Genomic DNA, 14,654 nt, shown 5'->3' with positions numbered 1-14,654 from the left:
AAAGTTTTTTTATAAGAAGGGATAAATTTTATGCTGATTCGTTTCAAAAAAAGTTACGAAAAAATTGCAATGGGTCTTCTTTCATTTATGCCTACCGAAAAGGATTTAAAAAAGCTGCAAGTAACGGTTAAGGAATATGAAGAAAACCAAAATTGGCAGCTGTATTTATGGAAAGAAAATGAAGATGTATTAGGAATTATCGGTACTGTAAAAAAAGAAGATGGGATTGTGCATATCCAGCATATTTGTGTCACACCTTCGCACCGTCATGCAGGAATTGGAACAAAAATGGTACAGGAGCTTCGTTCTATGATGCCGGGTGTTACCGTATGCGGAAATGAGCATACAGCTTCTTTTTGTGAGAAATGTGAGGCGGATCCGATACAGTTGTAAAAGGCAGAGAATTATCTCTGCCTTTTTTGTATTTGCTTATTTCTTTCGGCAATGACATCTGTACGATCTCGTAATGTATGTTTGTTGATAAGGTAAATATTGGCGGTGTTGCTTGATTGTCCCCATATAAAACCGAGTTTTTTACATTCCGTATCGCATAATTGTTTTAAATCCTCCGCGATAAGAGGCAAGTTAATATCGGTATAAGGTTCGTTTGTTTGCATACGATGCAGTGTCTCAGTAAGCAATTCAATAAGCTGTGTTGCATCAAGCCCCAGTGTGGGCATGATGTGTAATTCCCCGCTTAAAATACGAAGAGCGCTTTGCATCATGCGTTTTGCACCTTCCATGTTAGCTCTTCTGTAGTGATATAGTGATACTGCAATTTGTATGAAACCAACCAGGTAAGCATCGCGTTGTCCTTTCGGTTTTTCCTTCCAGTACGCCTCCAGTATTTCGTGACATTCAAAATAATCCCGATCTCCATGAAAGTGAATTAAGTATTGTATATACGCCTGAGGGTACAAAACTCTTCCTCCTTCTATTCGTTGTATTGTCATTGTACTATATACGTCATCCGTTTTTCCCGCAATACCTATGATTTTATCAGGATGTGCTTTTTGTAAGCGTTGAACTTAGCTAAATAACAACTGTCTCTTTATCACATTTAAGACAGAGAGGGTTTTGCTACTTGTACATATAACTTAAAGCGCAATATATATTTTTTTGTTGGATAGTGTTGCAACATGCTCTATACTTATACTGTTATAGAAAATAGTTGGTGGGATGCTCGTGCAGTACAATATTAAAATAGATGCATTTGAAGGTCCGTTAGACTTGCTGCTGCATTTAATACATCGATATGAAATTGATATATATGATATACCAGTTGCTGTTATTACAGAGCAGTATGTAAATTATATTCATACCATGAAAGAACTGCAATTAGACGTAGCAAGTGAATATTTAGTAATGGCTGCTACTTTACTGGCAATAAAAAGTAAAATGCTACTGCCTAAGCATGAAGAAGAGTGGGTTGAGGAAGAGCTCTTAGAAGACCCTAGGCAAGAACTGATGGAGCGGCTATTGGCTTACCAAAGCTACAAACAAGCAGCTTTACAGCTGAGAGAAAAGGAACAAGAGCGTGCACAGTTGTTTACAAGAGAACCTGTTGATTTCACTGACTATCAAAAACAGGAACAAGGAGAGTATATCCCTGTAGATGTTACTTTGTATGATATGTTAGCTGCCTTTCAGAAACTCTTGAGGCGAAAAAAGGTACAAAAACCACTTATAACCAAAATAGTTAGGCAGGAAATCTCTATTGAAAAAAGAATGGCAGAAATTATGCAACAATTAGAAAACGGTACAAGTAAAAAGCGATTTGATGAATTATTCGAAACAGATGAACGTGAAATACTGGTAACAAGTTTTCTAGCTATTTTGGAGCTGATGAAGAAGAAGCTGATTACTATTGAGCAGGAGCATAATTTCGAGAATATTTATGTTATGAAGTCGCAACATGCTTCAATGTTATAAAAGAGTGTGATTGAGTTCAGAATGCCAGCAAAAAGATACGGCAGGGGCCATTTACGGATAAGCGAGAATGGAAGGAGCTATGATTTTGAGTTATATCGAGCAAAAAGCGGTTGCAGAGGGATTATTATTTGCGGCCGGTGAAGAAGGAATTGAAATGTCGCGTTTTATGTATGTGCTTGGCCTTTCAATGGAAGAAGCTTCTTCTATTATAGAAGAGCTACGAGAAACATATGAACAGCCAGACCGTGGTTTTAGGCTGGTTGAGCATGGAGGAGCATATCGTTTAATTACGAAAAAAGAGCATGCTCTTTATTATAAAAAGTTAATTGAATCACCAACGTCTTCCAGTTTATCGCAGGCTGCATTAGAAACACTTGCGATTATTGCATATCGGCAACCCATCACGAGAACGGAAATTGAGGATATTCGTGGTGTCAAAACAGATAAAGCATTGCAAACATTGATGGCGAGATTACTTATTAAAGAAATGGGGCGTGCAGAAGGAACAGGTAGGCCCATTTTATATGGCACAACAAAAGAATTTTTAGATGCATTTGGTTTACAATCTTTAAAAGAGTTGCCTCCGTTACCAAAGGAAACAGAGGAATTAGAAGAAGCTGATTTGTTTTTTGATTCATTGAACCAGGTTTCCCTTGACTAGGACCTGGTTTTTTTAGAGAGAAAATGCTGGAGGGAGTGGCCGAGTATATCAATAGAAAAATGTAAAATGACGTCCTTTTGTATTGTTCATCTTCATGTGATGAAGCCCCATAATACACTGTATATTGTCTATGAATTGTATAGTGATTTTTGATTGGGAAACAATATGAAAAAGGAGGTGGCCGATTAAAGTTGATACGGATCTCCCATTGCATAATATTTATTATTTGCTTTTGCTTATCCGGTGTATCTTATGCCGGTTATTCTCCCTCTATGCCGGTAATGGGAATTGCTCGTGAATTGCAACGTACGCCTCTTACGGTTACCTTTTTAAAGGTTGGACAAGGAGACTCGGCGCTACTCTCTCTTCCAAACGGCAAGCATATATTAATTGATGGAGGTCCCCATGAAGCTGGGGAAGCTGTTATTCATAAGTTAATTGAGAAAAAAATTAAAAAATTAGACTTAGTAATCAGCACACATCCGGATATGGATCATATTGGTGGGTTAATACAAGTGATTCAGCAGATACCTGTCACAATGATACTAGATAGCGGTAAGCATTATTACTCGTTAACATACCGGATGTATATAAGAAGTGTCAAGGAGCGTAAAATTCCATTTCTTGCAGCGAAAGAAGGGCAGTTCCTGCCATTAGATCCTAATGTATCCATTCGTATATTAAATGACGGCAAGAAAAAAGATGCTAATAATGAATCTTCCATTGTTCTTCAACTTCGTTATAATAAAGCAGATTTTCTTTTAATGGGAGATGCAGATGTTGCGACTGAGAAAAGAATTATGGACCGATATAGTGTGCATGCAGATGTGTTAAAAATTGGTCATCACGGCTCTTATACGTCATCGAGTGCGCGTTTGCTTACAAATGCTAATCCTCAATTTGTTGTGTTGTCTTACGGAAAGGGAAATCCATATGGTCATCCCCATCAAAGTGTGATGAAGAGGCTACGTAAATATGGTATGCAAGTTTATTCGACTGCGTCAGGAGATATAGAATTCCAAACGGATGGAAGTAGCATCATTATTAATGAAAAAACTCCTTTGCCACTTTTAAAATGAAGAGAATGAGAAGATAGACTTGTTTTCTTCATTTTTTCTTTTCAAATTTAAAGATATCAGGTATACTTCTAAATGTATAGACAACTAAATGTCTAGTATGAGAATAAAAGTCCAATCCAATAAGAGGAGGATTTTGTATGAAACGAAAAGTTATTATCCGAGCTAAAATTTATACCGGTTATGAAGTAATTGAAGAAGGATATATTCGATATAACAACGTGATAGAAGAAGTAGGTAGTATGAAGAATTACAAAGCTTCTGGCGATGAAATAGTGTATGATGCAGCAGGTCGTATCATCATTCCAGGAATGATTGATATTCATATTCATGGCGGGTATGGCATTGATGTGATGGATGGGGAAGCGGAAATGTTACTGGCACTTGAAGATCAGTTGCTACAAGAAGGTGTTACATCTTTTTTTCCCACTACTATGACACAATCTGACCAAGCTATTACTAACGCGTTGCAAAGCGTGAGAGAAGCAAAAGAAAGAGGGGCTCACTTTCCTTATATCCACTTAGAAGGACCTTATGTATCAAAAAAGAGAGCAGGTGCGCAACCAATGGAACACATCGTTCCAGCTAATATTGAACAATTCAAGAAGTGGCAGGAAGACAGCAATGATTTAATTAAGCTGGTCACATATGCTCCTGAAGAAACAAATGGGGAAGCTTTTGGGAGGTATTTGCAAGAAAAAGGAATCATTGGCACTGTCGGACATTCTGATGCCACATTTGCGCAACTGCAAGAGCAAAATATCTTTCACGCTACACATTTATTCAACCAGATGAAACCAATGCATCATCGCGAGCCAGGCGTAGTGGGCTATGTGTTATTACAAGAAGATACCATGGTAGAAATTATCCCTGATGGTATTCATGTTCATCCAGAAATGATTAAACTTGCTTATCGTTTAAAAGGTGCAAAGAGAATAAGTGTTATTACAGACGCAATGCGAGCAAAAGGATTAAAGGATGGGGCATACGAACTTGGTGGACAAACGGTGTTTGTAAAAGAAGGAAAAGCTACATTAGCAGATGGGACGTTGGCAGGAAGTGTTCTTAAAATGGATGAAGCATTTCGAAATATTATTGCCTTTACTGGTTGTACGATTGAAGAAGCAGTGCTCATGACGTCAATTAATCAAGCAGAAGAGTTTCAGCTCCATAACAAAGGAGCACTACAGCGAGGAAAAGATGCGGACTTTGTCATGTTAAATGAAAAGTTGTTTATTGAAGATACAGTAAGATGTGGCATTCATTTAAATTATAGTAATGGGGGAGAAGTATGATGAAGATACTTACAGTAAATTCAAATGAAGAGTTAGCAAAAGCGGGTTATGATTGGATAGTAGAAGTACTACGTACACAATCTACTCCAGTTTTAGGAATGGCTACAGGTAGTTCTCCAATGGGGATATATAAACTGATGAGAGAAAATCATCTTGATGTAAGCCATACAGTCACGGTAAACTTAGATGAGTATATAAATGTGCCTGCCAATCATGAAAATAGCTACCATTATTTTATGAAGAAACAACTATTTGAGCATATCTCGTTCAAAAAAAGTTTTCTGCCAAATGGAATGGCGTCGAACTTACAGGAAGAGTGCCTACGCTATGAACAGATATTAGATGAGTATCCAGTTGATTTGCAAATACTAGGCATTGGAGAAAATGGACATATTGGTTTTAATGAACCAGGTACGTCATTTTCTTCACGAACACATGTTATCCAATTGACAGAATCAACAAGACGCGCAAATCGTCGTTTTTTTGAACATGAACGCGATGTGCCGACGCATGCTATTACAATGGGAATTGCATCAATTATGAAAGCAAAGCGAATTATGTTGCTAGCTATGGGTACTGCTAAAGCATCAGCAATCCGAGAACTGTTGGAAGGCCCTATAACGGAGGACTGCCCTGCAACTATACTTCGCGAACATCCCGATGTGCTTATCATCACTGATCAGCAGGCTTTATCTTTATGTAGTGAGGAGAGTTTGTATGAGCATCAACAAGTATTCTCCATTTCCGATTTATTATCAAATTCAAGAATGGGTTAAAAACCAAATTGAGTCCGGAGAGTGGAAACCGGGAGATAAGATTCCGTCTGAAAATGAGTTATGTGAAAAATTTAGTGTAAGTCGAATGACAATTCGACAAGCTGTCAACAATCTAGTCGAGCAAGGATATCTATCACGAAAAAGAGGAATTGGAACATTTGTACAATTACCAAAAGTGGAACAACGTCTGCAAAGTATGACAGGCTTTACTGAGGATATGAAAATGAGGGGCATGCATCCAAGTAGTACATTGCTTAGCTTCGGCATTGTCGATGCATCTGCTAAAATAGCTGGGAAATTAAAGATAGCTGAAGGAGCTTCCGTATACGAAATTCGTCGTATTCGTTTAGCCAATCAAGAGGCTATTGCTTATGAGACAACATATCTTTCGGCAGATGTTGTTAAAGACATGAATGAAACCATTCTACAGCATTCTTTGTATGAACATTTAGAAGAAAGGCTGGGGTATAAGTTACTTCGTGCTACACAGACAATTGAAGCCTCTGTGGCTGGAGAGGAAGAGGCTACCCATCTGCAAATTGCGCATCGTGCACCAGTTCTCGTTGTTGAGCAAACGTCCTATGATGAAAAAGATTTACCAATCGAATATGTAAAATGCATATATCGGGGTGATCGTTATAAATTTATTACAACCGTCTCTCGACAGAAATAGAGAAAACTTCACGCTTGTGGCGTGAAGTTTTCTTTGTTATAGGCTCTGTTAAAGTTAGTTGTTGATTTCCGTTACAGGTGTTCGTTTTCCGAGGGCAGTCAGGGAGCCTCCTCAGCGCTATGCCCCTACGTGGTCTCCCTTTGACTCGCTTTCTCACTCCCTTCACTCCAATTATCAAGTGTCAATTAGCCACATCTGAATTTAACACAGCCTTGTTATATTTACGAACGTAGCAAACAGCTTCTTTAACAGACGTTACAATATGCTGCGCATGTTGTTTAACCTCAGCATCTGCAATCTGCATGGCAAAGCTGTGTGGTGTAAGTTTAAACATGGAAATGTCATTATAAGAATCCCCAACACAAGCCATTTCATGGGGAGTAAGGCCATGTTGAGCCAGTAACAACGAGATAGAGGACCCCTTATCAACATTGACTGGAACGATATCTAAACAATTTTTGGCCGAAATAAAAGTGTTAACATATGTTGAAAAGTGCTGCTCTATTTGTTTTTGTAAATCAATTAAATCTTCTTCTTCGCCGCCTACTGAAATTTTATTAGGATGCAATGACACACCAATTTCATCTATGAGATTAGGCATTTCAATGGATGTCATTGTTGCTTTTTCTTCTAATTCCAGCACAAATGGGGTTTTCTCTTCTATATAGTAATTATGTTCATCACTTACATACCGTATAAACTTACTTCCTTGTGTGATTTGTACCAAATCTTTTAGAATGGACGGCTCAAAAGCCGCTGAAAACAAAAGTTCATTGGTTGGTGTATAGACAAATACACCGTTGACGCTAATCCGATGAAAGTCTGTCGCAACATCTTTCATTAAGGAAGCAATCTCATTGTCGAGTCGACCAGAAGCAAAACACAGCACAACACCTTCTGATGCCAATTGCTTTAATGCCAATACATCTTGCTCGTCAATGACTCCTCCGTGACCCATCATTGTACCATCAATATCACTTACAAACATTTTAATCACATGAAGCACCTCTTTCATACAGTATACGTTGTACTATTATAGAGTGGTGACAAGACTTTGTCTAAGAAACCTACTTTATAAAAGTGGCAATGTTTTTGCATTGACGAAAAACAAGCATATTTTGTAACATGAAAATAAACTGTGTTTTTACGTAAGGGGGGTGGATTTTATGAAGGAATGTCTCAAAATCAAGAAAGTTTTAAACAATAATGTTATTATTGCTTCCCATAATCAGCACAATGAGGTAGTGGTAATCGGTAAGGGGATTGGATTTGGCAGAAAAACAGATGATATACTCGATGGAGAGCGTGCTGAAAAAATATTTGTATTAAAAAATGAACGAGAACGAGAGCAATACAAAATGCTTGTACCTCATGTAAGCGAACGATTAATTGAAATTATGAACGATGTATTGCTTTATATTCAGCAACGAGTAGAGACACCTTTAAATGAGCACATTCACGTAGCGCTTACCGATCATATTGCGTTTGCGATTCGCCGCTTAAAACAAGGATTTGCAATGGACAATCCCTTTTTAATGGAAACAAAGGCATTATATCCACAAGAGTACAAGATAGCAACAGATGTGGTTGCTCTTATTAATGAACGATTACAGATAGAGCTACCAGAAGGTGAAATTGGTTTTGTGGCGCTGCACATTTATAGTGCTATAACAAATTCAGAAGTATCATCTGTAAATCAAAACTCGCGTCTCATTGCTCATCTTGTCACCTTGATCGAGGAGCAATTAGATTTGTTAATAGACAGAGAAAGCATCCATTATCTCCGTCTAGTAAGACATCTTCATTATGCGATTGAGCGTGTAAAAAAAGGAGAGAAAGTAGAAGAGCCTAAGCGATTTGCCGAAATTTTAAAGGATGAGTACCCGGTTTGTTATAATTTGGCGTGGAAGCTTGTAAAAGTAATGCAAAACCAACTGCAACAACCTGTGTATGAAGCGGAAATTGTTTACCTCACAATGCACTTACAACGATTGGTGCAAAGCAAAGTAGATGTAGTGAGGTAGTAGAGGATAAGATAAGACAAAGTGTAGCAGTGTAAATAAATCAAATGTATGATTTTGTAAGTATAATACTGTCAAAAAAAGTGTTGAATCGCTTACATGAGTTATGTATAATAGCATTACGACAAAAAGTCCATTTTTCGACAAATATTGCAACTGTTATAAAAACAGTTGCGAGTTAGTCATGGTAGTTGAATACTGCATTTATTTTTATACTCGTTCGACACGTGTTACTGATTCGATCAGGCATGAGTGAAGAAGGGAAGGAATGTTAGCTCATCAAAGGGGCATAATACCGTTGAAAGCTATATCCTACCTTTTTTCCTCATGCCTTTTTATGTTTGTCGGAAAAAATATTAATTAAGAAAAGGGAGGAAGAGTCCAAATGTTTAAAAAACTGTTTGGTGTTCTTCAAAAAGTCGGTAAAGCCCTTATGCTACCGGTTGCAATTCTACCGGCAGCGGGTATTTTACTTGGTTTTGGTAATGCATTCCAAAACGAGACTTTAACAAGCCGTATTCCTGCACTAAAAGCAGATTGGTTTGTAATGGTCGCAAAAGTTATGGAGCAATCCGGTGACATTATTTTCGCAAACCTTGCATTGTTATTTGCAGTTGGTGTTGCGGTAGGTCTAGCGGGTGGAGAAGGTGTAGCAGGTTTGGCTGCTATTGTCGGCTTCCTAATCATGAACAAAACAATGAGCGTGGCGCTGGACGTTGCAAGTAAGGTATCAGTAATTAATGCAGATACGCCAGTTAAAGTTGGGTTTACGGATCCTGCTTATGGTTATGTTCTAGGTATCCCTACACTGCAAACCGGTGTATTCGGCGGTATTATTGTCGGTATTCTTGCTGCTTATTGCTATAACAAATACTTTAATATTGAGTTGCCATCATACCTAGGCTTCTTTGCTGGCAAACGTTTCGTTCCAATTGCAACAGCAACATTTGCTTTAATTCTAGGTTTAATCATGATTGTGGTTTGGCCGCCAATTCAAAGCGGTTTAAACGCATTTTCTCACAGCATGATTGATACAAATAAAACATTAGCGGCGTTTGTGTTTGGTCTAATCGAACGTTCCCTTATTCCATTTGGTCTACATCACATTTTCTACGCACCGTTTTGGTTTGAATTTGGTTCTTACACAGACTCTGCAGGCGAAATTATTCGTGGTGACCAAAAAATCTTCTTTGCACAGCTTAAAGATGGTGTTGATTTGACTGCCGGTACATTTATGACTGGTAAATTCCCGTTCATGATGTTCGGTTTACCAGCAGCAGCTTTAGCAATGTATCATGAAGCACGTCCTGAAAATAAAAAATTAGCTGCTGGTATTTTAGGTTCTGCAGCATTGACTTCTTTCTTAACAGGTATCACAGAGCCAATCGAGTTTTCATTCTTGTTTGTTGCTCCTGTATTGTTTGCGATTCACGCAGTGTTCGCAGGTCTTTCATTTATGGTAATGCACATTTTAGGTGTTAAAATTGGTATGACGTTCTCTGGTGGTCTAATCGACTTCTTACTGTTCGGTGTACTTCAAAACCGTACAGCTTGGTGGTGGGTACCGGTAGTTGGTCTCGTATTTGCTGTAATTTATTACTTCGGATTCCGTTTTGTCATCCGCAAATGGAACTTAAAAACACCTGGTCGTGAAATCGTTGCTGATAATGACGATGAAGTGGCTGTTGAAGCAGGAGAGCTTCCTCGTGAAGTTCTTGTAGCACTTGGTGGTAAAGAAAACATTGCTTCATTAGATGCTTGTATTACACGTCTACGTGTACAAGTAAAAGACCAAAAAGAAGTGAATAAAAATCGTCTAAAAGAGTTAGGGGCAGCGGGTGTACTAGAGGTTGGTAATAACATTCAAGCAATTTTCGGTCCTAAATCGGATACGCTAAAATCTCAAATTCATGATATTATGAAAGGTCGCACGCCGCAAGTTACAGCAGCGCCTGAAGTAAAGACGACTCCTGTTGTAACAGCAGCAGCTGAAGAAATTGCAATTCCGATCGATGGTAAAATCTTACCGATTACAGCAGTTCCTGACCAAGTATTCTCAGGAAAAATGATGGGCGATGGATTTGCCATTGAACCAAGCGAGGGTACTGTTGTATCACCTGTAAACGGTGAGATTGTAAATATCTTCCCAACAAAACATGCTATCGGTATTCAATCTGAAGGTGGAAAAGAAATTCTAATTCATTTTGGTATTGATACTGTAAAACTTGGGGGAGAAGGTTTTGAAAGCTTGGTTGCACAAGGCGATAAAGTAACCCAAGGTCAACCTCTTCTGAAGGTAGATTTAGACTTTGTAAAAAATAACGCGCCATCTATTATTACACCAATTGTCTTTACAAATTTAAAAGATGGGCAAGAAGTTGTGGTTACAGAAGGTACTGCAACAAAAGGTCAAAAAGGCGTTATTACGATTAAGTAATTTGACGAAAAAAGTTCATACTTTATAATAGGTGATATGGTTGACCCTGTATCACCTATTATATAAAATGTAAATAAGACATATTGTCTATACAACCGAAACACAAAGGAGATTATTAATCATGGAAAAAATCTTTAAAGTAACTAGCGAATCCGGTATTCACGCGCGTCCTGCGACACTTCTTGTTAATACTGCAAGCAAATTCAACTCAGATATCAACTTGGAGTATGTTGGAAAAACAGTAAACCTAAAGTCTATCATGGGTGTAATGTCTCTTGGTATTCAACAAGGCGCTGAAATTAAAATTACTGCAAATGGTGACGATGCGGCTCAAGCACTAGCAGCGATTGAAGAAACAATGAAGAATGAAGGTTTGGGAGCGTAATGTCTCGTAATATCAAGGGAATTGCCGCGTCAAGTGGGATTGCAATTGCGAAAGCATTCCGCCTCGAAAATCCTGAATTAATTATTGAAAAGAAAATTGTTGAGGATACAGCTGCAGAAACGGGCCGCTTAGACGAGGCACTTGCTGTATCTAAAAACGAGTTGGCTGCGATTAAAGATCTTGCTTTTGCTGAACTAGGAGCAGACAAAGCAGCTATTTTTGAAGCGCATCTGCTGGTATTAAACGATCCAGAGCTTGTAAACCCTGTAAAAGATAAAATTACGGGTGAGAAAGTAAACGCTGAATATGCTATGAATGAAGTTGCTACCATGTTTGTGAACTTGTTTGAAAACATGGACAGTGAATATATGAAAGAGCGTGCAGCTGATATTCGTGACGTAACGAAACGTGTTCTTGCACATTTGTTGGGAGTAAATTTCTCTAATCCAAGCACAATTACTGAAGAAGTTGTTATCATTGCTGAAGATTTAACGCCGTCGGATACTGCACAGTTAAATCGTAAATACGCAAAAGGATTTACAACGGATATTGGTGGTCGTACGTCTCACTCCGCAATTATGGCGCGTTCTATGGAGATTCCAGCAGTTGTGGGTACAAAGGTTGTTATGGAACAAATTCAAAACGGTGATATTGTCATTGTCGATGGCTTAGACGGCGATGTTATTGTGAATCCTTCTGCTGATGTTCTTCGAGCTTACGAAGAAAAGAAAGCAAAATTTGAAGAACAAAAAGCGGAATGGGCGAAATTGAAAAATGAACCAACAGTAACAAGTGATGGTACGCATGTTGAGCTTGTAGCCAATATTGGTACACCTAAAGATGTAAAAGGTGTTATCGATAACGGCGGAGAAGGTGTTGGCTTGTACCGTACAGAGTTCTTGTATATGGGAAGAGACAACCTGCCAACAGAAGAAGAACAATTTGATGCTTATAAAACTGTGCTTGAAAGCATGAATGGTAAGCCGGTCGTTGTACGTACGCTTGATATTGGCGGAGATAAAGAGTTGCCATACTTACATTTACCAAAGGAAATGAACCCATTCCTTGGTTATCGAGCAATTCGTTTATGCCTTGAGGAACAAGAAATTTTCCGCACACAGCTTCGTGCATTGCTTCGTGCAAGTGTATATGGAAATTTAAAGATTATGTTTCCAATGATTGCAACACTTGATGAATTTCGTCAAGCAAAGGCTATCCTAGTTGAGGAGAAAGACAAGCTTGTTGCAGGTGGTACAAGTGTATCTGATAGCATTGAGGTAGGTATGATGGTAGAAATTCCATCTTCTGCAGTGCTTGCAGATCAATTTGCGAAGGAAGTTGATTTCTTCTCTATTGGAACAAATGACTTAATCCAGTACACAATGGCAGCAGATCGTATGAACGAGCGCGTGTCTTATCTGTATCAACCATATAATCCGGCAATTCTACGCCTTGTTAAAATGGTAATTGATGCAGCACATAAAGAAGGAAAATGGGCTGGAATGTGCGGGGAAATGGCAGGAGATGCATTAGCTATTCCGCTTCTAATCGGATTGGGATTAGATGAATTCAGCATGAGCGCAACGTCTATTTTGCCTGCAAGAACACAAATTCGTAAGTTGTCTAAAGCAGAAATGCAAGAGCTTGCGAACAAAGCTTTAAATATGTCTACTGCAGAAGAAGTGGTAGAACTGGTTAAATCCATCTAATATAAAAAAAGAGCCGCTATGCTGGCTCTTTTTTTATTGTCTGTGCTAAAGCCTAATACTGTTAATTGACACTTGTTGATTGGAGTGAGACTCCTTGACTGCCCGCGGAAAGCGAATCCCCGTAACGGAGATCAACAACAAACTTTAACAGAGCCTTTTCATCAGAAAAGCAATTTTTCAGTTGCGACAGTTGACATAGCTTATAAATTTTTATATGATTCGTTCATAGGTTTAAGCGAATGAAAGGATGGTTGCTATGGGACAAAAAGCTATTGATACATTTCGAGCCTGTATACCATTGTTCCAAGCATTGAGTGACCCAGCAAGGCAAGATATTATTTTGTTGTTGGCTGAAAATGAGGCACTCACAGTTAATGAGATTACAGAGTTCTCTTCTTTATCAAGACCTGCAATTTCACATCATTTAAAGATATTACGGACAAATGAGTTGGTAACAATTCAGCAAAAAGGAACACAACGATACTATTCACTTTCAATTGAAACGTCTGTTGCCATGCTAAAAGAACTGATTCAAACGGTGGAAGAAACTTGCATGTAGTTTATATGACGATGGCAATAATATCGTCTGGATGGACACGCAATATACCGGATGCCGGGATATTGCCCCCGGAGAACAAAGCAATGTGATTTGCGTATCCTTCAAATACAATATTTTTGTAAACAGCATGTGTATTTCGGATTAGTAATTGTGCAATATATGTTCCTGATGCTACATTTTGTAGTAGTGCACTTTCCGTGTTATTTCTCATTTCTTCTCGATATGACCAAAACACTGGAATTCCCTCCTTTGCAATAGCATATGGAGGAATGGTTTTTAGTTGAAGATTTTAAGTATAAAAAATAACGAGGTTTATACAAACCTCGTTATTTTTTATACTTGTTTTGTTTTATGACGAACGAGTATATATACTGGAAGTGCTAACAGAAAGGGAAACGAAGATTGAGAGATATATTCAAGCCATCCTTTTTGCGGATTGGACTCTTTGGCAAATTGTAGAACGGTAATGTTGAAGGCATCGCCGAAAAGAAAGAACAACAAAACGGTTACAAGATAACTAAGGACCGCCATGAAGCTTCCGTGAATCTTCAAAGTAATTCCCCCACAAATGATGTTTGTTATCATTGTAGCACATTTGTAATGAAAAATACATCAATATGTATCAGTAGTAACATAGATTACATAACAACTTCGGTCTTCGTCAATCTCTGCACTATCCCGCTTTCGGAGCCCAATGGTTGGAATAAATACATAGTCTTTTAGTAGATAGCGCAAAGCTTCCCAATGCGTACGCCCGTAAGGATTCAATTCCAATGTATACAATAGAGGCATATTACCTTCGGTGATATACTCACGAAATTCAATGTGGACACCTTTGTTAGTATAGGAGTGTTCATCAGGAAGGGGTACGACCGGTCCGAGCTTTTCAAGAATAAGCATATCCTTACCTGGTTCCATCTCGTTTGAGAGAAGGCGATATTGTTCGCCATTTAGTACTAAGTAATCACATAATTGTCTTGCATATATTTCATTTGGATCAATATTTCCCTCTTTATACGTATAGAAAGCTTGATATGTTTCCTTTTCAAAAATATAGTAAGTAAGCTCCATTTTTAAAATTCTCCTTTCTTCTTTTTTTCTTTCATCATATCATAGAGAATAGAAGAGAT

General features: G+C 38.3%; 17 protein-coding genes. 12 read left to right on the top strand and 5 right to left on the bottom strand.

The features are described 5' to 3' along the window. Positions 1–30: 30 nt before the first annotated feature. Positions 31–393 carry a GNAT family N-acetyltransferase gene (locus tag MUG87_RS06980; RefSeq protein WP_247086786.1) on the top strand — a complete coding sequence of 121 codons (363 nt, stop codon included), beginning with the start codon at positions 31–33 and terminating at the stop codon, positions 391–393. 11 nt (positions 394–404) lie between these two features. Here MUG87_RS06980 and MUG87_RS06975 read toward each other — a convergent pair whose 3' ends face one another. Further along, entirely contained in the window at positions 405–920 is a 516-nt protein-coding gene (locus MUG87_RS06975; protein ID WP_247086785.1) for a DUF309 domain-containing protein, read from the bottom strand. Between the two features lie 265 nt (positions 921–1,185). Between MUG87_RS06975 and MUG87_RS06970 the strand changes: the two genes are divergently transcribed. From MUG87_RS06970 to phnF, 6 genes are all read left to right on the top strand, one after another. Further along, positions 1,186–1,932: a segregation/condensation protein A gene (locus MUG87_RS06970; protein ID WP_247086784.1), complete on the top strand. Its 747-nt coding sequence runs from the start codon at positions 1,186–1,188 to the stop codon at positions 1,930–1,932. Positions 1,933–2,017: 85 nt separating this feature from the next. After that, positions 2,018–2,593, top strand: a complete 576-nt coding sequence (gene scpB / locus MUG87_RS06965; RefSeq protein WP_247086783.1) for an SMC-Scp complex subunit ScpB — start codon at positions 2,018–2,020, stop codon at positions 2,591–2,593. A 272-nt stretch (positions 2,594–2,865) separates the two neighbouring features. Beyond that, positions 2,866–3,672 carry a ComEC/Rec2 family competence protein gene (locus MUG87_RS06960; RefSeq protein WP_247087556.1) on the top strand — a complete coding sequence of 269 codons (807 nt, stop codon included), beginning with the start codon at positions 2,866–2,868 and terminating at the stop codon, positions 3,670–3,672. A 137-nt stretch (positions 3,673–3,809) separates the two neighbouring features. Then, on the top strand, positions 3,810–4,964 hold the full coding sequence (gene nagA, locus MUG87_RS06955; RefSeq protein ID WP_247086782.1) for an N-acetylglucosamine-6-phosphate deacetylase: 1,155 nt from the start codon (positions 3,810–3,812) through the stop codon (positions 4,962–4,964). Further along, complete coding sequence (nagB, locus tag MUG87_RS06950) at positions 4,964–5,740, top strand: glucosamine-6-phosphate deaminase (RefSeq protein WP_247087554.1); 777 nt, start codon at positions 4,964–4,966, stop codon at positions 5,738–5,740. The genes nagA and nagB overlap by 1 nt, the downstream gene beginning before the upstream one ends. After that, entirely contained in the window at positions 5,682–6,413 is a 732-nt protein-coding gene (gene phnF, locus MUG87_RS06945) for a phosphonate metabolism transcriptional regulator PhnF (RefSeq protein ID WP_247086781.1), read from the top strand. The genes nagB and phnF overlap by 59 nt, the downstream gene beginning before the upstream one ends. A gap of 181 nt (positions 6,414–6,594) precedes the next feature. On the opposite strand, the gene MUG87_RS06940 is transcribed toward phnF, so the two are convergent. Further along, a complete protein-coding gene (locus MUG87_RS06940; RefSeq protein ID WP_247086780.1) occupies positions 6,595–7,410 on the bottom strand; it encodes a Cof-type HAD-IIB family hydrolase in 816 nt (271 codons plus the stop codon). Between the two features lie 169 nt (positions 7,411–7,579). Here MUG87_RS06940 and MUG87_RS06935 point away from each other — a divergent pair, with 169 nt between their 5' ends. From MUG87_RS06935 to MUG87_RS06915, 5 genes are all read left to right on the top strand, one after another. Then, positions 7,580–8,437 (top strand): glucose PTS transporter transcription antiterminator GlcT, encoded by an 858-nt coding sequence (locus MUG87_RS06935; RefSeq protein ID WP_247086779.1) that lies wholly within the window; start codon positions 7,580–7,582, stop codon positions 8,435–8,437. A gap of 382 nt (positions 8,438–8,819) precedes the next feature. Beyond that, positions 8,820–10,871: a glucose-specific PTS transporter subunit IIBC gene (ptsG, locus tag MUG87_RS06930; protein WP_247086778.1), complete on the top strand. Its 2,052-nt coding sequence runs from the start codon at positions 8,820–8,822 to the stop codon at positions 10,869–10,871. A 121-nt stretch (positions 10,872–10,992) separates the two neighbouring features. Beyond that, the gene (ptsH, locus tag MUG87_RS06925; RefSeq protein WP_124564835.1) at positions 10,993–11,256 is read left to right on the top strand and encodes a phosphocarrier protein HPr; all 264 of its coding nucleotides are present in this window, start codon (positions 10,993–10,995) and stop codon (positions 11,254–11,256) included. Continuing rightward, a complete protein-coding gene (gene ptsP / locus MUG87_RS06920) occupies positions 11,256–12,965 on the top strand; it encodes a phosphoenolpyruvate--protein phosphotransferase (protein WP_247086777.1) in 1,710 nt (569 codons plus the stop codon). Before ptsH ends, ptsP begins: the two co-directional genes overlap by 1 nt. 256 nt (positions 12,966–13,221) lie before the next feature. Further along, on the top strand, positions 13,222–13,524 hold the full coding sequence (locus MUG87_RS06915; protein WP_247086776.1) for an ArsR/SmtB family transcription factor: 303 nt from the start codon (positions 13,222–13,224) through the stop codon (positions 13,522–13,524). Between the two features lies 1 nt (position 13,525). On the opposite strand, the gene MUG87_RS06910 is transcribed toward MUG87_RS06915, so the two are convergent. From MUG87_RS06910 to MUG87_RS06900, 3 genes are all read right to left on the bottom strand, one after another. Then, entirely contained in the window at positions 13,526–13,759 is a 234-nt protein-coding gene (locus tag MUG87_RS06910; RefSeq protein WP_247086775.1) for a DUF3915 family protein, read from the bottom strand. A 98-nt stretch (positions 13,760–13,857) separates the two neighbouring features. Further along, on the bottom strand, positions 13,858–14,076 hold the full coding sequence (locus MUG87_RS06905; RefSeq protein ID WP_247086774.1) for a hypothetical protein: 219 nt from the start codon (positions 14,074–14,076) through the stop codon (positions 13,858–13,860). A gap of 60 nt (positions 14,077–14,136) precedes the next feature. Then, positions 14,137–14,595: an RNA helicase gene (locus MUG87_RS06900; RefSeq protein ID WP_247086773.1), complete on the bottom strand. Its 459-nt coding sequence runs from the start codon at positions 14,593–14,595 to the stop codon at positions 14,137–14,139. Between the last annotated feature and the right edge of the window lie 59 nt (positions 14,596–14,654).

Source organism: Ectobacillus sp. JY-23, from assembly GCF_023022965.1.
GTDB lineage: Bacteria > Bacillota > Bacilli > Bacillales > Bacillaceae_G > Ectobacillus.
This window is presented reverse-complemented; position numbering and strand designations above follow the sequence as displayed.